Origin of the sequence: Flaviflexus massiliensis (assembly GCF_001375495.1) — a bacterium.
In the GTDB taxonomy this organism is placed as follows: Bacteria; Actinomycetota; Actinomycetes; order Actinomycetales; family Actinomycetaceae; genus Flaviflexus; species Flaviflexus massiliensis.
The window spans coordinates 1,462,186-1,481,309 of sequence record NZ_LN831058.1; the positions used below are offsets into that span (position 1 = coordinate 1,462,186).

Consider the following 19,124-nt stretch of genomic DNA (forward strand, 5'->3'; position numbering starts at 1 on the left):
GATGAACCAAGTACAGCGACTGGAATACGCTCGTGCAGTCCTGCACAAAGCAGAAACAGCCAGCGGCCTCACTCGTGTCGAAGAGCAGGGAGGCTGGAACACCCCCGATGTTCTCCAGCCCGTTCTCCCCTCTCTCACCCCCGGAGTCCTCACCGTCACGGGCTCGGCAACCATCCTCCTCGCTCTCGCAGGGCACGCCTCCAAACAGGGAGCCTGGACCGCCATCCTCGGCCTGCCCTGGGTCGGGTGGGGAGCCGCAACGGAACACGGACTCGACCTCACTCGAACAGCACACATCCCGCACCCCGGATCCCAGGCCGCTAATATCCTGACCGCGCTCGCGGACGGCTTCGACATTATCGCGGCCGGCGATATGAACCTCGGGATTCGCGAGGAACGTGCAATTGCCCAACGGGTGCGAGCCCGAGGAGCCACGATCCTTGCAACAAACTGGTCGACATCGTCGGGGACCCTGCGCGTAGAAAACGAGGGTGCGGAAGGCTATGCGGACGGGGTGGGGCACCTGAAGCGGCTCCGCTTCCGCGTGTCTGCTGGAATGTCGTCAGTCTCCTGCCTGTGGACGGGAGAGGAACTTGTGGCGACACCGCGTGCGCTGAGGGCGGTGGTCTCATGATTGGGACACTGCGAGGCGCCCTGTGGGTCCCGGACTGGCCGGTTGCGGCAGCGGTCTCCTCCTCTCTCGCATCCCCGGAGGCCCCGGTGGCAGTGTGCGACACGAAGGTGCGTGCCGCCAGCCCGAGCGCGCGCCGGCAGGGAGTGCGGGTGGGCGATACTCGGCGGAAGGCGCTCTCCCTTGTCCCCGACCTGCAGGTCATCGCGAGGGATGATGAGCGTGATGAGAGGGTCTTCAGTGCTGTTCTCGATGCAATCGACGATCATGTTGCCACCACCGTCATTATCCGTCCCGGTCTCGTTACCTTCGGGGCCGCAGCCCCGGCCCGCGCAGCGGGCGGGTTGGATGAACTTGCGCAGGCCCTGATCTCATCCGTGGCGAGCCAGTCCGAAGAGTCCCAGGTCGGTTATGGGAGCGGGCTTTTGACCTGCGTGCTTGCGGCACGAGCTGGGGCAAATGTGCCGGTTGAGGAGACGGCATCCTTCCTGGCTGACTTTCCACTCACCGCGGTTCTGACGGTGGCCGGTAACCCTGCAATGCAGAAAGACTGGGAGGCGATGATCGAGACGCTCGCCGGGCTCGGGGTGCGCACAATCGGGCAGTTTGTGGCGCTCGACCATGCCCAGGTTGCGTCCCGGTTTGGGATGGTGGGGACGGTGCTGTGGCAGCTGTGCCAGGGTGCTGACCATGCCGTCCCGCAAACGACCGCACCGGCACGAGACATCGCGGTGCGCCGCCACGTCGATGCGGTCAGCAACGAGGAACAGGCGGCGTTCCTGGCGAAGCAACTGGCTGATGAATTGGCTGGGAAGCTGGGGGAGCGGATGCAGGTGGCGGGGCAGCTCATGGTGAGTGCACGCTTCTCGAACGGCCTGGAGAAGAGCCGCACCTGGTCGGTTGATGGCGTGAACCGGGCACGGGACATGACGGACAGGGTCCGCTGGCAAATATCCGGCTGGTTAGCGAGCGACCGGCCGCTTGGTGAACTGGTCTACCTAGAACTGGTGGCAACGGGCCTGACGGCGGCGGGTACCCAGCAGACATCGCTGTGGGGAGACCGCCGCCGAGGCCAGGAGCAGGCACAGCGAAGCGTGCTTCGGGTGCAGGGGATGCTCGGGGATAGTGGTGTGCAGTCCGTTCGAGTGACGGGTGGCAGGTCGCCTGATGCGGCCACCGAATTTGAGAACTGGCATGTCTCTACGGAAAAGAAGGAACCTATCAAGCCATGGGTTGGGGCCGTGCCCCGGCCCTGGCCGTCCGTGGTGTTCCCAGAACCACCGCGGGTGGCACTGTCCTGCCGGTGCGGGGGCAATATTTACGTGGGCTCCGACATTGAGCTTGCCTGCGTTGGTTGCGATGATCCTGTCCCCACCGCCATGGTTCTCCTTGCAGGGCAGGGAAAGAGAACCCCAAGCTATTCGCATGCCTCCTGCTACTACTCGGGTCAGGTGCGAGTGTGGAACTATGCCGGACCGTGGAACGTATCCGGGCGGTGGTGGGCAAAAGACGCCTATCGGCGTGCCTACCTCCAGCTTGGTCTTGAGGGGCCGGCTGCTCTCATCTACCGGAGCGGTGCCAGCTGGTTCCTGGAAGGGATCTACAGCTAGTGGCACGCTACGCTGAACTGCACGCTCATTCCGCCTTCTCTTTCCTTGACGGAGCCTCCCTCCCGGAAGACTTGGTGAATCGTGCGGCCGAATTAGAGCTATCGGCCCTGGCACTCACCGACCACGATGGGCTTCCCGGGGTGGTTCAGCTCGCGACCGCGGCCCGGGATGTGGGACTACCAACCGTGATCGGCACCGAACTGTCCTTACCCCTTGAGGGACAGGTCTATGCGGACAAACGAGCGGGTGCACGCGACCCGGAAGGACGGCACCTCCTGGTGCTGGCACACGGGGTGGATGGCTACCGCAGGCTCTCGTCCGCAATCGGGCGTGCCCAGCTGGCAACGGGACGCAAAGGACGAGCCGATTACAGCCTGGAGGGGTTGGCGGAAGCCTCGGGTGGGCAATGGCAGATCCTGACCGGCTGCCGCAAAGGTCACGTGCGAAGCGCACTTGAAACAGAGGGCTACGAGGCAGCCGGGCGGGAACTTGATCGGTTGATCGCGCTTTTCGGGCAGGATCACGTGGCTGTTGAGGTGACCGATCTGGGGAACCCGCACGACCGCGAGCGGGCAGACACCCTGGTGGAACTTGCGCGCGACTACGGGGTACGGGCCGTGGCAACCGGACAGGTGCACTATGCGACGGCCGAGGAACGGCCGCTGGCTGATACTCTCGCGGCGATCAGAAGCCGGGCAACTCTCGACGATATTGATGCGTGGCTTCCGGCTTCGGGAGCCTATCTCCGTTCCGATGCCGAGATGAGAAGAATCCATGCTCGGCACGAGCACCTGGTGGATGCTGCCAGTGAGCTTGGCAGTGAACTGGCTTTCGACCTGCAACACATCGCCCCGCAACTCCCGCCCTTCCCTGTCCCGGAGGGACACACGGAAGCCTCATGGTTGCGGGAACTGACCTATCGGGGTGCGCGGCAGCGCTACGGGGACCGGAACGAGACGGTAGGAGCCTGGGAACAGATCGACCACGAGCTGGCGGTGATTGAAGAACTCTACTTCCCCGGATACTTTCTTATCGTTCACGAGATCGTGGAATTCTGCCGGATCAACAACATCTTCTGTCAGGGCAGAGGATCCGCCGCCAATTCCGCCGTTTGCTTTGCTCTCGGCATCACCGCGGTCGATGCCGTGCGACATAAAATGCTGTTTGAACGGTTTCTGTCACCGGGCAGGAGCGGCCCGCCCGATATCGATATTGATATCGAGGCGCGCAGGCGAGAAGAAGTCATCCAACACGTGTATGACATGCACGGGCGGGAACACGCCGCGCAGGTTGCGAACGTTATTAGTTATCGGCCGAAGATGGCGGTGCGAGATGCTGGACGGGCTCTCGGTTTCGAGCTTGGCCAGGTTGATGCCTGGTCAAAATCGGTGGAACGCTGGGGCTCACTCCTCCATGCCGACGACGGCGAAGGTGGCGAGACCGAGGTATCGACAGACTCGGTTGACGGCATCGATCCGCAGGTGCTGAGCATCGGGCAACAGATGCTGCGGTTGCCGCGCCACCTCGGCATCCACTCGGGAGGCATGGTCATGTGTGCGGGCCCCGTCATCGACGTGTGCCCCGTTGGGTGGGCAACGGCCCCCGGTAGGACAGTCCTCCAATGGGACAAGGACGACTGTGCGGAGGCGGGCCTGGTCAAATTCGACCTGCTGGGCCTTGGGATGCTCACCGCGCTACGGCTTGCCTTTACCGAAATCGCAGATCAGGGGTTCAGGGACGAGAAGGGCCGGCCTTACGAGCTCCATACGGTTCCGGAAGACGACCCGGCCGTATACGACCTGCTGTGCGCCGCCGATACGGTGGGAGTGTTTCAGGTCGAATCCCGCGCCCAAATGAGCACCCTCCCGCGGCTACGGCCACGAGAGTTTTACGACATCGTTGTGGAAGTTGCTCTCATCCGCCCCGGGCCGATCCAGGGCAATGCGGTCAATCCCTATATTTCCCGGCGTCGCGGACGCGAACCCGTCACCTACCTTCACCCTCTCCTCAAGCCCGCGCTGGAGAAAACTCTCGGGGTTCCGCTGTTTCAGGAACAGCTCATGCAGATCGCGGTGGATGCTGCCGGTTTCACTCCGGCGGAATCCGACCAGTTGCGTAAAGCCATGGGGTCAAAACGATCGGTGCAGAGAATGGAAGCGTTGCGCGGAAAACTCCTGGCTGGCATGAAGGCAAAAGGGATCGAGGAAGAGGCGGGAAATGAAATCTATGAGAGCCTCAAAGCTTTCGCAGACTTTGGTTTCCCCGAATCCCACGCCTTCTCCTTCGCCTACCTCGTGTATGCGAGCTCCTGGCTCAAGGTGCATCATCCTGAGGCGTTCTATATGGGACTGCTCGCGGCCCAACCGATGGGTTTCTATTCACCCCAGTCCCTGATGGCTGATGCACGGCGGCACGGCGTGCGGATTGCTCGCGCTGACGTTAACCATTCCGCCGTGGAGGCAAGCCTGGAAAGGAGTACGGTGCCCGTTCCAGGTGAGGAGGGCTCGCCGCAGGCTCCTGCCAACAACCGGGTCTACCCCCATGAGGATCTCGTGCTCCGTCTCGGACTTGATTCGGTTAAGGGACTGGGGGAGGGAGCTGACCGTATCCGCCAGTCTCGACACGAAGCCCCGTTTGAGTCGATGGCGGACCTGGCGCGCAGAGCCGAACTGGGGGAGCGTGAACTCCGGATCCTTGCGGAGGCGGGAGTACTGACCTCCTTGAAGATCTCTCGCAGGGAAGGCATGTGGGCGGCAGGTCCGCTCGGACAGTCTCAGCGGGTTGGTCACGGCTGGATTCAACCCACAATCCCCGGGACTGAGGTGGGTGTGGCTGCACCCCAGCTGCCGGAAATGAGCAGAGCGGAAACGGTGATTGCGGATGTGACACGGACAGGAATCTCAGCCGACTATCCCACCGTTCTCGTACGGGAACGGCTCGCCCAGCAGGGCGTTCTCCCCATCCTCAACATTCTGGGAGCCCCCGTTGGGGAGAGGCTCTGGGTCGGGGGAATCGTCACGCACCGGCAGCGCCCCCACACCGCGAAAGGCACCATTTTCCTTTCCATTGAGGACGAAACGGGGATGCTCAATGTCGTCTGTTCCTCTGGGCTGTGGAACAGATATCGAGATATTGCGAGGCGCTCGCGGGCGCTCCTGATTCGAGGCATGGTCGAACGGGCTGATGGGACCGTGAATTTTGTTGCCGATAGCTTCGCTCATCTCCCCCTATCTCTGCCTGTTACGTCACGAGACTTCCGGTAATTCGCCGTGCCGGTTCTCAGCGAAATGCCAGCTCAGCAGGTAAAGTGGTAATGACCTTTGAGGAGATTAAGAAATGGCGAAATTTACCCACCTTATTCGTTGGGCCATCGTTTCCGGACCCATGGTGGTCAAAATGGTGCGCCAATACGGACCGGTCATCAAGAAAGTGATCGACAACAATCCGCAAGTTGTCCACAAGCTGACCGGCAAGCTCAAGTCCTACCAGAACGCGAAAGATAAGAAGGGCGTTCCCGGCGTTGAAGCCCGTCTCGCGGTGCTCCGCGAACAGGTGACCTACCTGTATGCCTCCGCAAACACTCCCGACGTTGCAGAGAAGGCAACCCGCTGGAAGGGCCAGCTGGCAAAGATCGAGGCCGGGATCCCACTGGTTGAGGTCATGTCGGACAAGGAACAGAAGCGTCAACTGAAGGACCTCAACGAGAAGATTGACGCACTATCGAACGAGATCCTGGCCGCTGTCGTCGAAGACGATATTCAGGATGCCGAGATTCTTGACGAGGATCAGTGACCACACCGCCGCCTGAGGAGGAGGATCGGACGATCCTGCCATCCGCCAACACACCGGAACCAGAGTACGAACCGGGGGATATTCGCCCGAACCCGGCACCGATCCCACCTCGGCCGGAAGGGTCGCGAGTTAACCCTCACGGTATCCGCCGCTCACCCACCCCCTTCTCGGCATCGTCTGCTCCCAGGCCAGGGAATGGGCCCGCATGGAGCAAGCCGAATCAGCCGGGCTGGAATGGTGCAGCTCCCGGATATCCGCAGCAGGTTCAGCAGCAAGGACCGCAAGACTCACAGGGATCGATGGGACAGCAGGCGGGTCCGCCCCACATGCCCCAATACGGCCACGGGAATGATTCTCATGGGAATCAGCAGCGTGGACAGATCGGCTGGCAGCAACATCAGCCTGCCCGGGCGGGGGCATCGGGACAAAACATGGTGGGAATGCCATACCCGAATAGTCCCCACTATGCCACGGATAACTCTGCAACATCAGCGATTGGTGTTTTCGGTGGGGTCATGGCATTGGCCGGCGGCTTCATGGCCGCTCTCATGCCCTTCCTTCCTTTAATCGAACTGCCAACGGCAAGCGTGAAACTGTGGGGTGCGGCAACCGGATCGGCAAACTCATACATCATTTTTGCGGCTGCACTGCTTGGCATCATCGGTGCCGTCATGATGCTGACCTCAACGAGGAAACCCAAATCCTCATTGATGGGTGGTTCGGTAGCCGTTGCGGCAGGCGTGATTGCTGGCGGAATGGAAACCTATTTCGCCACGAATTCGAGCCACCGCGCCCAAGTCGCCCAAGGCAGTACGTTTGGTGTTGGGGTATGGCTTCTCATTGTTGCAACCTGTGTTTTACTCGTGGGAGGGATACTCGGCATCGTCCGAGGAACTTCCAAATAGTGATGGAGGGAAAGCGTGACTAAGGCTGGCGAGGTTGCCGCTGAAAAGATGAGGCATGCAGGGCTCAATGATTTAGCGATCAGAGTCTTCCAGCAGAATCTGGAGACGGTGCAACAGGGCTCCTTCGACTTTATCCGTGAATCCGACATTAGTCCGCTCACCAACATCCCCTCATTCGATGCTGAAGGCGGGGCTGGGGACGCAATCAAGCGGACCGCAGTTATCAAGCTCAACGGCGGGCTTGGCACATCGATGGGGCTGCAGAAAGCTAAGTCTCTCCTCAATGTGACGGCCGATCAGACGTTCCTTGATATCACCGTTCAGCAGGTCCTATCCGTGCGGGAACAGACCGGTGCAACCCTGCCTCTGATTTTCATGAACTCATTCCGCACCGAAGACGACACGAGCAGCTTCCTCGCCAAATATGAGGATCTCCCGGTGGAGGGGATTCCGCTCGGTTTCATCCAGAACCGGGTCCCGAAGATCCGACAGGATGATTACATGCCAGTCTTGTGGCCCGCGGATCGGAGCCTGGAGTGGTGCCCTCCTGGGCACGGCGATCTGTTCACTGCGCTTCCGGGTTCTGGGCTACTTCGCACACTTCTTGATCGGGGATTCCGGTACGCGATGGTGGCGAACGGGGACAACCTTGGCGCTTACCCTGACCCGGTTCTTGCCCAGTGGTTTGCCGACAGTGGGGCACCGTTTGCCATGGAGGTGTGCAAGCGGGCCGCGTCTGACCGCAAGGGGGGTCACCTCGCCGTCCGCAACTCTGACGGCACGATCATCCTGCGTGAGATCGCGCAGACCGATCCTGCCGACCTAGATTCGTTCCAGGACCTACAGCGCCACTCCTACTTCAACACAAACACGCTGTGGCTCGACCTCGAGGCGGTAGCTGCCGAACTCGCTCGTGGAAACGGCTATTTGGGGCTGCCCGTGATCCGCAATGCCAAGAACGTGGATCCCACTGACAAGACCTCAACTCCGGTCTTCCAGCTCGAAACAGGGATGGGCTCCGCCATCGAAGTTTTCCCCGGCTCGACCGCAATTGCTGTGGGCCGGGATCGGTTCATGCCGGTCAAGACAACCAATGATCTCTTTCTTCTCCGTTCGGATCTTTTTGACTTCACAGATGATGGCAAGATTGTCCAAACCGTACCTCGTCTGCCCCACATCAGTCTTGATCCCGAGTTCTTTGGCACGATCAACGAGTTTGAAAAGCGCTGCGAGTCGATACCGTCCCTCAAGCGCGTCACAAGTCTCGCGGTTGAGGGTGACTACGTCTTCGAGCCAGAGACGGTTCTTGAAGGAGACGTGACCCTTCACGGGTAACGAGTCTCCTTATAGTGAGCCGGCCTGTCGGATGATGGGGCCTAACCACGAAGCGCTCAATAACCGCACACATCATGAGGGATAAATCTGGGCCCAACGACTAAAGCTTCGAGGCGTCACCAAGACGTGGCCGTCTCCAAAAGTTCGCCGTGGAAAAAGCGTCCTATTGAGTGTGATCCCATTGGGCCTCGTCGCCACATGGTCCAGTGGCTGTCAGGGGCGGTTGTGTGAATTGGATTGTCGCCGCCCGGACGGGGTCACAATCCTGGAAAACCAGAAAGGGCGGTATGACTTTTTGTTGTCATACCGCCCTTTCGGACTGTGCGCGGAGGGGGACTTGAACCCCCACCCACATTACGTGGACTAGCACCTCAAGCTAGCGCGTCTGCCATTCCGCCACCCGCGCAGGTGACTCGGCCTTGGCCGAAGCAACGTATAAGAATTTACCACGTCTGGTTCGGACTTCGCCAACTCCAGGGGGCTATTTTGGTGTGATGTCGCTCGCCCATATTCAATTCTCACAGATGCCCAAGGAAAGGCGAGCCGTGCCTGGAAGCGAGTAACCTGGGGGACATGAAGCCAGTTACGCTCACGACCGACCGTCTTACTCTCACGATTCCGACACTCGACCTTGTCAGCGACGTGACTCGGATCTGCCGCGATCCTGAAGTTCAGCGATGGACAACTGTACCTGCCAACTACTCGGAAGAGGATGCTGAGGCCTTCCTTGGTTCGGCAGTGGAAAGGTGGGAGGAAGATAGCCCCCTCTGGGCAATCTTTCTCGGAGAACAGCTTGTTGGCATGGTGGAATTGTTCAGGCCCCTAGGGGAGGGGAAGCGTACCGACATTGGGTTTTGGCTAGACCCCGAAGTGCGAGGTGAGGGGTACATGTCAGAGGCGGTATCGGCTGCCATCGACTTTGCTTTCGAACACGGCAGTTACGCTGTTGGGTGGTCCTGTTTAGTAGAGCGGGGAGTCCCGAACTGGGCGAGCACAAAGGTGGCATGGAAGGCTGGCTTCCAGTTTGAGGGTGTGCGTCGCGGAGCAAGTTTCGAGAACGGTGAACCAAAGGATCACCTCATTGCCACCCTCATGAAGGATGATCCCCGCAAGCCCGCTTCGGCCTGGTTCGGTCCTTCGGAGGGTAGGAGGGCAGTACCGAATGCTCGTGACCCGGAAGCGCTCGTGCGGGAATTCCATCAAACGTATGCCATGCCGATTGCGGAGGACGGGCCGAATGTGGACCGGGAACGAAGCGGCATGCGCATGGCGCTCATCGCCGAAGAGTTTCATGAACTCGTGACAGCCTATTACGGGGAAGGCGCCGGAGACACGGTGTCGCGAGCTTACGAGGATGCCGTGCTGCTCGATGACGGTAGCCGTGACACGGTCGAGGTTGCCGACGCTCTCGCCGATCTTGTCTATGTCATTTACGGCATGGCGTTGGAGACGGGAATCCCGCTTGAGGACGTGCTGCGTGAAGTGCAGGCAGCCAACCTGTCGAAGCTTGGAGCCGATGGCAAGCCCATCTACCGTGAGGACGGAAAGGTGCTAAAGGGGCCGGACTACTTCCGCCCCCGCATCGACCGCGTCCTCGGACTCGAAGCAACAACACTGGAATAGGAACTAGCCACACATTTGCTAGCCCCGGGCATTCGCCGATCCATTCGGGATGTGTTCGATCAGGTTTGAACGGAGGAGTGCCCTGCGGGTTTTCGCAGGGCACTCCCTCATATCCGAATCGGATTAACTGAATTGGAGATGTTGAATCGTAAGAATCTAATGACTCGCTTATTTTGCCGATGTCAGTGCTAGAACTCCCAGCGCCATCCCGACCCGTCCACGCCCCACGGGTTGTACACAACGTAACCGTGTTCGAGGCTCGTGTCGAGGGCAATAACTCCCTTGGCTGTCTCCCCGGGGTTGATGAAGGGGGCGAGCTGCTCGTCTATGGAGAAGCATTCGTAGGAGGAGATGGTGATGACGTCTGACTGAACGACTCCCTTGAGGTCGGTGAGGTGGAACGCGTCCGTCGCGGTGGCGAGGAAGGGTTCCTCACCTTCTTCTAGAAACTCTCCGTAGTTGGCAGCCATCTCGGCCGTAATGTCTGCGACGAGGAAGGAACCGTTCTCGTTCTCGACATCGACGGGATCGATGCGGGACGGGCAGGTGGGGGTGTGCTCGATCGAGTTGACGGTCATGGTGAAGATTGCTTCGTCCCCACCCCCTGCGAGCCCAATCGGTTCACCGAGTGTTCCCTCAACGTCACCACTGTCCGAAACTTCCGGAGTCTCGTCGGACTCGGGTGATTGGCCATTGGGGGAGTTATTGGTATCGAGATCTGGCTTGGTTGTGCCAACCGGGACGGGATCGACCTCGGGAGTAGGATCCGCATCGGCCCCGCTTGAGCAGGCCGCAACAATGAAGATACCGGTCAGGGCAAGTGCTGTTTTAGAAGCGCGTGATATCACCAGAAACCACCTTCGTTCCGTAGTTCTTGGCATAGGTCTGACGCCACGGGGTTGCCACGTAAACCCAGGCACTCTTGTTCTGGTTTGTTGCTCGTTTTTCACGAATGTAGTTCATCGTGTTCGGGTTCCCGCCAGGGGTGTACCCTTCCCAATTGTCGAGTCTGGCAACTTCGGCGTTGTAGGTGGCGTTCGGCAAGAACAGCATCTCGCCGGTCATGCCCGTCGAGCCAGGGAGCGCCCACGGCCACACCGGATACGAGGGGTAGGGGTGGTCGGTCACCCACAGCTCGAGCGATGGTGCCCTACCGAGTACGTTGAGGGTGAAGCGTCCTTGCACAACATTGTGGGCAGGCTGCCCGGTTCGTAGGGTGCCGTAGACCATGACCGGGGTCTGTGAGGGGAGCGAGGGTGAAGTAGAACCGGGGCGGTGAACGCCGGGTGTTGTCGTCCCGTTCCCATCCCAGTCACCCACGATGGGAGTGTCGCTCGCCTTGCCGTAGCGGATCGTGGTTTGGGCATTGCCGGACTTGAAGTCGTTGCGAATGAACCATTCGTTACCACGGCGGACAGCAAACGTGTCCTTACCATCACCGTTCCAGTCGCCCACGTGGACTTCGTCGCCACGCCTGCCGTAGTTGAATTTGATGTCGGCGCTGCCCCAGCTGAGGCTGTTCTTCAAGTAGAACGTATTTTCTCGGCGGACCGCGATCGTTGTGCGACCGTCACCGTTCCAGTCACCGACGAACGTTTTATCGTTCGTCTTGCCGTAGCGGATGACCTTGTGTGCGGGCCCGTTCGAATTGATGTTTCGCAGGTGGTATTCGTTACCGCGACGGATACCGATCGTATCCGTGCCATTGCCGTCCCAGTCGCCAATGTACGATTGATCGCTTGCCTTGCCGTACTTTACCCAGTGATCGTGCCCGCCACCGGAATTGTTATTGCGGAGGAAGTATTCGTTGTCTCGGCGGATGCCGATCGTGTCCTTGCCGTCGCCGTTCCAGTCGCCGGCAAGTGGCTTATCCGATGCCGAACCGTAGTTGAACTGGAGGGTAGCATTCCCGCTCTGCCACGAGTTGTTGAGGTAGAAGAGGCAAGGACCGCCCGAACCGCACGTTGCCTGGATCGTGTTGCGTGGGGCAGAAGACTGTTGGGTGATCGCGGTTCTTGACTGGTCGATTTCTGTATAGAGGCGAGCGTACGATTCCGGTTCGCTGTCTTCGTCGTTCGTATCTGCGAAAGACACGGGTCCGGCCACCATGGTGAGGCTCATGAGGACGGCGAGCGCCAGGGAAAGGATAGTTCGGTGCTTTCGGCTCGTCATGATTCTCCTCCGGGCCGGGTAAGTCGTGGTGAAAAATGTCGATCGACAATGATCGCAAGTGGTGGGTGCCTGAGGCTGACACACTGCTTTCAGGGTCGAGTCGCGACCCCTGATCCAAATTGGTTTTATTCCCGTGCGGCTTCGCTCAGGTTGATGACCAGCAGTGATTCAGGCAGCAGCAAGTTCGCGGCACATATCGGATGTTTATGTGCCATCTATTTCCAAGTGGTGAGGGCCCCTCCGAAGAGGGGCCCTCAGACCGATCGTTATCCGTGTCGCATCACCTTGATAGTGATACTGCGCGGAAACTAGTTCGGGCGGTTCACACCGGGGGTGTCGGTGCCGTTTCCGTCCCAGTCTCCGATGAAGAGGATGTCGGATGCGCGGCCGTAGGCAAGAACGCTATCCGCGTTACCACCACGGAGGGAGTTGTTCACGTGGAACTTGTTGCCGCGGCGGAGTGAGACAGTGTCGGTTCCGTCTCCGTCGAAGTCGCCAGCAAACGCTTCGTCACCGATGCGTCCGTAGTTGTACTTCGTGGAAGCGTTGCCGCCCTTGAGTTCGTTGTTGACGAAGAACGTGGTGCCACGGCGGACCGCGAACGTGTCCTTACCGTCCCCGTTCCAGTCGCCGACGAGGACCTCGTCGCCCTTGCGTCCGTAGTTGAACGAGGTGGTGGCGTTGCCGCCCTTGAGTTCGTTGTTGACGAAGAACGTGGTGCCTCGGCGGACCGCGAACGTGTCCTTACCGTCCCCGTTCCAGTCGCCGACGAGCACTTCGTCGCCCTTGCGTCCGTAGTTGAACGAGGTGGTGGCGTTGCCGCCCTTGAGTTCGTTGTTGACGAAGAACGTGTTGCCACGGCGGACCGCGAGGGTGTCGGTGCCGTTACCATCCCAGTCGCCAACGAGGACCTCGTCACCGATGCGGCCGTAAGCGAAGGCAACATCGTGCGTGGTGGAATCCCACGAGTTCGACAGAGCGAAGGCGTTACCGGTCGGGATCGGGTCAGGGGTCGGAGTGGGTTCCGGTTCCGGTTCCGGGTCGGGATCGACCGGTGCTTCGCCGATTTCGCCAGCCATGGGTGAGCCATTGGCGTCGAGGTAGACGGACTGCTGACCTGACAGCATCTCGCGGCGCTCAACATCCACGAGATCGTAGTTGTCGTCAAGGATGGGGAACATGGAGACGGGGGTCATGACCATTTCCGCAGCCGGCATCTCACCCGTCGTCAGGGGGTTGCCCTCGTAGGGCTGGATCTTGATGTCGAGGTGGCCGTAGTGCTTACCACCCGAAACGAGGTGGGTGACACCGTTCTCGTTGGTTTCCCACATTTCCGGTTCATCAGCCTGCGCCATCCACGTCGAGTGGGTGTTGAACAGGAGCGGAACACGTTCGCCCTCGTCGTTCAGGGTGAGCTTGTCGCCGCGGAGTCCGTCGGATGCGACACCAACATCCCAGTGGTAGACACCGGTGCCGTCGCCGGCCTGGTCGACGTACGAAGACTGGAACATTTCGTCGTGTCCGGAGAAGACAGCTGCGACGTCGTATTCCTCGAGGAGGGGCTGGAGGTGGCGCATCGGGGTGCCGGGCTGAGCGTCCGTATCGGTGGTGTGGTTCATGGTCGTGCCATGGGTGCCGTTCGAGTAGGCAACGTGGTGCCACTGGAGAACAATCGTCTGTCCCTGGGCGCGTGCGTCCTTCAGCTGCTCTTCGAGCCAAATGTACTGTTCTGAACCGGGCATGAAGTTCGGCTGATCGATCGGATCATCCGCTTCCACGCCGGGGAACCAGCCCATCTCCACAGCCTTCGGGAAGTCCCGCTGGTACTGCTCGATGGTGAAAGCGTTCTGGGTGTCGGTACCGAGTTGCTCATCGGTGATGTTCGCGTCGTTACCGGAGATGGGGGCCGGGTCGCCGGGCACCTGGTCGGTGCCGTTGGTGGAGTCGATGGAAATGAAGGTGACCGGACCGTAGTCGGTGCGGTGGTAGGCGTCGAGTGCGTGCTCATTGGTGGAACCGTGTGTATCGATCGACCAGTTGTATGCTGCGCGTGCCCTCATGACCGGCGTGCAGTCATCGGCCGAAGCACAGTATCCGTAAACCTCGTGGTTGCCGGGGGAGGTGAAGATCGGGATTGAGTCGAGAACCTGGCCCTGGTCGCCCGCGAAGTAGCGGAACCATTCGTCCCAGTGGGTCTGCCAGGAGGAACGCTCGGTCAGGTCTCCCGCGAGGATGATCATGTCGGGATCCTGCTCCTCGATGATCATGTTGTTGAGTCGCTGAGCGTCGTCCTCGGTGACCGGGTAGTTGACGGCAAGCTTGCCGTCTCGCGTGGAGGTTCCGTACTTCTGTGCCCACACCGAGTCGGCGCCGGGGCGGGGTTCTGAACCTTCGGCGAGGGTGGTGGTCTCCACCCACTCGCGGAAGGTAACGCGCCCAACCGGGTCCGTTTCAGTATCGGAGAAGGCGATGATGTGGATCGGTTCGGTCAGGTCACTGCCCGCTTCGGGGAAGGTCGAGAAGGATGCCTCGTGAACGTAACCGTCCTCGTTCACCGAGTAGGTGTAGTCGGAGTTCGGAACCAGGTTGGTGATGCGAGCGGAGTGCTTGTAAGGCTTTTCGCCACGGATCCAGGTGCCCTGAGGAACACTGCCCTTGGCGTTGTTCTTGTTGAGGTCCTTGAGGGTGAGTTCACCTGCCTGGTAGGTGTTGACGGGGTTGTGCACGCCCTCGACCTCGAGCGTCAGGCCTTCTGCGGGAAGCCCGGGGCCGTGAACGGTGATCGGGCTGGTGCCACCGGTTTCGGAGAACCAGTTGACCGTCATCTCCGTCGAGCCTGCGCGCTGCAGGTAGGGGAGGACACGGAAACCGTCACGTACCTCGGTGGGGACGGTCCTGCCATCAACAACCGTTGGGTTGTCGTTGGTGGAGGAGAGTGCGGGGGACTCGAGGCTGGGCTTGGCTTCGGCGGGCTCGCCGAGTGCGGCGGGTCCGGTGACTGCGATCAGGCCCGCGGTCATGGCCGCCGTGAGGGCGGCAAGTTTCTTGTTCATTACACGCTTTCCATGGGAGAACACTGACAAATTCAACCTAGGGAGCCGAAGTAAAGTTACATCCCACGACAAGTAAACGTCTGGCCAACTCCCAGAGGCTAATGCATGAAAAGTGGCAAGCATCTTCACCTTCGATCATTAGTCGTTGACCTTTGTGTGACGCAATAAGCATGTGGCCAGGGAGGCTCGTCATTGCGTCCTAAAACAACGCTCGTGATTGAGTCTTGAAACACGGCGCGGTTCGGGCCTGATCATGATCGTGTTGGACCGCATAGGAGAGCTCGGTCTTGCTGAACCGCCCGCGCTGCACCGCTATGCGGCGAGGACAGGTAGTACAGGAGTCTTGAGAAGCGGTGGTGCCGTCTCGTGTCAGCGAAGCTGGGTTGAGATAAGAAACAGAAGGAGCCCCGATAGCACAAGCTACCGGGGCTCCCGTGTTGACATTATCGATTAGCGGCGCAGGCCGATCGTGTCGATGTCGTCGCCGTTCCAGTCACCGACGAGAACTTCATCGGTGGCACGTCCCACCGTGTAGGAGCGTGCGGCGTTGCCGGAAACGAGGGAGTTGGAGATATGGAAGACGTTACCTCGGCGTACCGAGATCGTGTCCTGTCCATCGCCATCCCAGTCACCAACGAGCACATCATCGGTCTTACGACCGTAGTTGAAGGTGTTCGATGCGTAACCGCCACGGAGATCGTTGTTGACGAAGTAGGCGTTTCCGCGGCGGACTGCGAAGGAGTCCTTGCCGTCGCCATCCCAGTCACCTGCGTAGACCTCATCGGCCTTGCGTCCGTAGTTGAACTGGACGTCGGCCTTGCCGCCGCGCAACGCGTTGGTGACGTAGAAGGTGTTGCCGCGGCGGACTGCAAAGGAGTCCTTGCCGTCGCCGTTCCAGTCGCCGACGAGAACCTCGTCGCCCTTGCGTCCGTAGTTGAACGAGGTTTCAGCGTTGCCGCCGGTGAGCTTGTTCTGGACGAAGAAGGTGGTGCCACGTCGGACAGCGATCGTGTCGACGCCATCACCGTCCCAGTCGCCTACGAAGACTTCGTCGCCCTTGCGGCCGTAGTTGAAGTAGTGGTCAGCGGGGGAGGTGAAGTCGTTGTAGAGCAGGAAGCCCTTGTTGACGTTCTCGTTGATCGAGCCGGTGCCGGGGCCTTCGCCCGGCTGGCCGTCACGGTCGATCGTGAAGACCGGGGAGAGCCAGGTCTCGACGTGGTCGGGGTTAGACGGATCGCCAACGCCCTTGACCGCGGTGACTTCGATGACGTAGTCGCCGTCGAGAGCCTTGAGCGGCTGATCGGATTCCGCGTACTTCAGGTAGGTGCCATCCCACTGGAAGACCTGGATGCCGGGCATGGAGCCTTCACCGTCTGATTCGTACACGATGTTGTAGTCGGGGCTCACGGGTGCGCCCTTACCACCGGAAGCGGTTGCGTGGAACGCTTCGATCTTCAGCGACGAGATCGGGTTCTCGATGTGGAGAATGGCGTACGGGGTGTCACCGTCAGCCATCGAGTACACGTACTCGTCGTGACCCCAGCTGTAGTTGCCGGCGCTCACGCACTCGCCCTCGAGCAGTGTCGAGCACGATTCGAGGACACCGAGGCCCGGGGTGGAATAGATTGGAGTATCGACGAGGTCACCCACGTCCTCCGCGGTGAAACCGAAGTCGGCATAGGTCCACTGGGTCATGAACGAACGATCGGTTTCGTAGTCGCCCGCCATGCCGCCGTAGGCGACAATGGACTGGGTGCTATCGGAACCGTCGAGACCGATCTGGCCACCGTAGATACCACCCTCGAAGCCGGTCGGCTCGGTGATGGTGACGTTGATGGTGGCGGTGCCACCGGCGGGGACCGTCAGGGACTGCGCAGACCAGGTGACGGTTGCGTAAGCACCGTAGTAGTCGGGTAGCTCGTTCATGCCTGCTGTTGCCACACCGGGTATGTGGAACGGAGTGTAGGTGACGTCAACGTCGTTGCGGTTCGTGACCGTCAGCGTGTGCGTCTCGGAGGCTCCCGTGTCTGCGTCACGGAGGTTAATCTGCGACGGGCTGACCTGGGTGCCGAAGAGGTTTGCGAACACGGCGTTCGGGATGTTGATCATGCCGGCACCCTGGCGGTGTGCGGGCTCGGGAAGACCCGATTCGGGCTTGAGCGACCACAGGAGCGGGTCTGCGGTGTTCTGCAGGTTGGTGAGAACCTGGCTGGGGTTGAGCTGTGGGCTGGCCTCGAGAATGAGGGCGGCCGCACCAGCAACGTGCGGAGCTGCCATGGAGGTACCGGACATGGTTGCGTAACCGGATCCGTCACCATCTGATGCATCCAGCGGGTATGCCGAGTTTATGAAACCACCGGGTGCGGACACCTGGGGCTTGAGCGTCAGGTCGGCCGACAGGCCGTAGGAAGAGAAGTCCGAGATGAGGCCACCGGTTGCAATTTCGGAGACCACGGTTTCCGAGGACCAGGTGAGCGTCAGCTCTTCTTCGGCGTCAGCGAGGGCAGCTCGGATGGCCTGACCATCTTCCTGCGTGATGGTGACAACGGGGATCGTGATTTGCTCTGCGCCCTCAACGGTGGCGTTGATGATGCCAGCAGTGTTGTTGTCGATGACAACACCGGCCGCACCCGACTGTTGAGCGGCAAGTGCCTTGTCGTAGAACGAGCTGGTTCCACGCTGGATGAGGACAATCTTGCCGTCAGCGCCCTCAATCGGGACAGCACCGGTTTCGGAGCCGGCCGGGTAGGCGATGATCGGCAGTGTCGTGTTGTCGGCGGGCGGCGCGGGCGAGGCGGAAGCGGGGCTGTACGCGATCTGCTGATCCGCGACGATCAGCGAGGGGGATTCGGATGCGTAGTTATCGACCGAACCGACCGAGATCACCTTCGAGGCAACGGCGGGAGCACCACCGGAGAAGATGCCCGAGTCACCGGAGTTACCCTGTGAAACGGTGACGACAACACCGGCATCCACCAGGTTGTTGGCCGCGACAGCGGTCGGGTAGTTCGGCCAGGTCATGAAGGAAGCGCCGATCGACATGTTGACGATGTCGGCACCGTCGGCTGCGGAGCGCTCCATCGCTTCGAGCAAGATGGCGGAGTCGGTGGAACCGTCGCAGCCAAACACACGGTAGGCGAGGATGAGGGCATCGGGTGCGACACCCTTGCGGCCCGTGGTTGCGTCGTTACCGGCGGCGATGCCGGCAACGTGCGTGCCGTGGCCCTGGCAGTCATCCGGGTTGGCATCCGGAACCGGCACCGGATCGTAGTTCGGTGAGGCCGGATCGGCATTGTAGTTGTCGCCGACGAGGTCCCAGCCACCAATGATGCGGCTGCCGTTACCCTCGGCGCCCCACGGGGTCGCATCCGAGACACCGGTGCCACCGAAAGCCGGGTGATCAATGTCGACACCGGAGTCAATGATGGAGATGACCTGGCCTTCACCGGTGACACCGAGCTCCTGCAGGTAGTCGGCTCCGGTCATGCCGGCCGCGAACTGCATCTCCGGTTCGGCACCAAGGTCGAGCTTCTCCGGTGCGTCAACGAGCAGAACGGGGAAGACCCCGGCCACGTCGACGCGGTCGAGGACTTTGGCAAGTTCTTCATCGTCGGCGGTGACGACAGCACCTGCCCACAGCTCACTATGGTCGGCCTTCACCTCAACATCGAGGTCGGAAATAGCTGATTCAAACTGGCTGAGTTCTGCCTGGACGCGGGCTTCGGTTCCACCGTTGACGATGGGTGCGGATTTGAAAGACACGAACCATTCACCGGTTGCCCGGGAACCGTAGGCTGAGCCGGTGATTGTTGCCTGATTGGCACTCTGAGCGATAAGTGGTGACGGATCGGATTCATGGATAGGTTCCGCACTCGGAGCTGCATGCGCAGGGACAACCATTGCCCCAAAAGCGAGCGCACCTGCACCAAATGTGGCGATGCAGGTGCGGAGCTTTCTCCGAGAACCAGGTACATGACTAGTCATGTGTTCTCCTCTTATTTGA

11 protein-coding genes and 1 tRNA gene are annotated in these 19,124 nt (G+C 60.4%); 7 read left to right on the top strand and 5 right to left on the bottom strand.

Translation table 11 applies throughout. The annotated features are described in order from the left end of the window. The first annotated feature begins 1 nt into the window (after position 1). From BN1241_RS10725 to BN1241_RS10750, 6 genes are all read left to right on the top strand, one after another. Positions 2 to 634 (top strand): hypothetical protein, encoded by a 633-nt coding sequence (locus BN1241_RS10725; protein ID WP_054953564.1) that lies wholly within the window; start codon positions 2 to 4, stop codon positions 632 to 634. Further along, positions 631 to 2,241, top strand: coding sequence for a DNA polymerase Y family protein (locus BN1241_RS10730; RefSeq protein WP_054953565.1), 1,611 nt, complete (start codon positions 631 to 633; stop codon positions 2,239 to 2,241). Before BN1241_RS10725 ends, BN1241_RS10730 begins: the two co-directional genes overlap by 4 nt. Further along, a complete protein-coding gene (locus BN1241_RS10735) occupies positions 2,241 to 5,504 on the top strand; it encodes an error-prone DNA polymerase (RefSeq protein WP_054953566.1) in 3,264 nt (1,087 codons plus the stop codon). Before BN1241_RS10730 ends, BN1241_RS10735 begins: the two co-directional genes overlap by 1 nt. A 73-nt stretch (positions 5,505 to 5,577) precedes the next feature. Further along, on the top strand, positions 5,578 to 6,033 hold the full coding sequence (locus BN1241_RS10740) for a hypothetical protein (protein WP_054953567.1): 456 nt from the start codon (positions 5,578 to 5,580) through the stop codon (positions 6,031 to 6,033). Next, positions 6,030 to 6,938, top strand: coding sequence for a hypothetical protein (locus BN1241_RS12890; protein ID WP_147599416.1), 909 nt, complete (start codon positions 6,030 to 6,032; stop codon positions 6,936 to 6,938). Before BN1241_RS10740 ends, BN1241_RS12890 begins: the two co-directional genes overlap by 4 nt. 15 nt (positions 6,939 to 6,953) lie before the next feature. Next, on the top strand, positions 6,954 to 8,273 hold the full coding sequence (locus BN1241_RS10750) for a UTP--glucose-1-phosphate uridylyltransferase (protein ID WP_054953569.1): 1,320 nt from the start codon (positions 6,954 to 6,956) through the stop codon (positions 8,271 to 8,273). A gap of 322 nt (positions 8,274 to 8,595) precedes the next feature. Here BN1241_RS10750 and BN1241_RS10755 read toward each other — a convergent pair. Continuing rightward, positions 8,596 to 8,679, bottom strand: a tRNA-Leu gene (locus BN1241_RS10755). Between the two features lie 167 nt (positions 8,680 to 8,846). Here BN1241_RS10755 and BN1241_RS10760 point away from each other — a divergent pair. Next, positions 8,847 to 9,896 carry a GNAT family N-acetyltransferase gene (locus BN1241_RS10760; protein ID WP_054953570.1) on the top strand — a complete coding sequence of 350 codons (1,050 nt, stop codon included), beginning with the start codon at positions 8,847 to 8,849 and terminating at the stop codon, positions 9,894 to 9,896. 188 nt (positions 9,897 to 10,084) lie between these two features. On the opposite strand, the gene BN1241_RS10765 is transcribed toward BN1241_RS10760, so the two are convergent. The 4 genes from BN1241_RS10765 to BN1241_RS10780 all read right to left on the bottom strand — a co-directional run bounded on the left by BN1241_RS10765 (position 10,085) and on the right by BN1241_RS10780 (position 19,105). Further along, entirely contained in the window at positions 10,085 to 10,744 is a 660-nt protein-coding gene (locus tag BN1241_RS10765) for a hypothetical protein (protein WP_054953571.1), read from the bottom strand. Then, positions 10,725 to 12,068, bottom strand: a complete 1,344-nt coding sequence (locus BN1241_RS10770; protein WP_054953572.1) for a gamma-glutamylcyclotransferase — start codon at positions 12,066 to 12,068, stop codon at positions 10,725 to 10,727. Before BN1241_RS10770 ends, BN1241_RS10765 begins: the two co-directional genes overlap by 20 nt. A 308-nt stretch (positions 12,069 to 12,376) precedes the next feature. After that, positions 12,377 to 15,121 (bottom strand): purple acid phosphatase family protein, encoded by a 2,745-nt coding sequence (locus BN1241_RS10775; RefSeq protein ID WP_054953573.1) that lies wholly within the window; start codon positions 15,119 to 15,121, stop codon positions 12,377 to 12,379. A gap of 450 nt (positions 15,122 to 15,571) precedes the next feature. Then, complete coding sequence (locus BN1241_RS10780) at positions 15,572 to 19,105, bottom strand: S8 family serine peptidase (RefSeq protein ID WP_187117633.1); 3,534 nt, start codon at positions 19,103 to 19,105, stop codon at positions 15,572 to 15,574. Positions 19,106 to 19,124 lie beyond the last annotated feature (19 nt).

Excerpts from the sequence above, each read along its gene's own strand:
- BN1241_RS10760 (WP_054953570.1), top strand. The coding sequence starts at position 8,847 with ATGAAGCCAGTTACGCTCACGACCGACCGTCTTACTCTCACGATTCCG.
- BN1241_RS10775 (WP_054953573.1), bottom strand. The coding sequence starts at position 15,121 with ATGAACAAGAAACTTGCCGCCCTCACGGCGGCCATGACCGCGGGCCTG.
- BN1241_RS10740 (WP_054953567.1), top strand. The coding sequence starts at position 5,578 with ATGGCGAAATTTACCCACCTTATTCGTTGGGCCATCGTTTCCGGACCC.
- BN1241_RS10780 (WP_187117633.1), bottom strand. The coding sequence starts at position 19,105 with ATGACTAGTCATGTACCTGGTTCTCGGAGAAAGCTCCGCACCTGCATC.
- BN1241_RS10730 (WP_054953565.1), top strand. The coding sequence starts at position 631 with ATGATTGGGACACTGCGAGGCGCCCTGTGGGTCCCGGACTGGCCGGTT.
- BN1241_RS10725 (WP_054953564.1), top strand. The coding sequence starts at position 2 with ATGAACCAAGTACAGCGACTGGAATACGCTCGTGCAGTCCTGCACAAA.
- BN1241_RS10770 (WP_054953572.1), bottom strand. The coding sequence starts at position 12,068 with ATGACGAGCCGAAAGCACCGAACTATCCTTTCCCTGGCGCTCGCCGTC.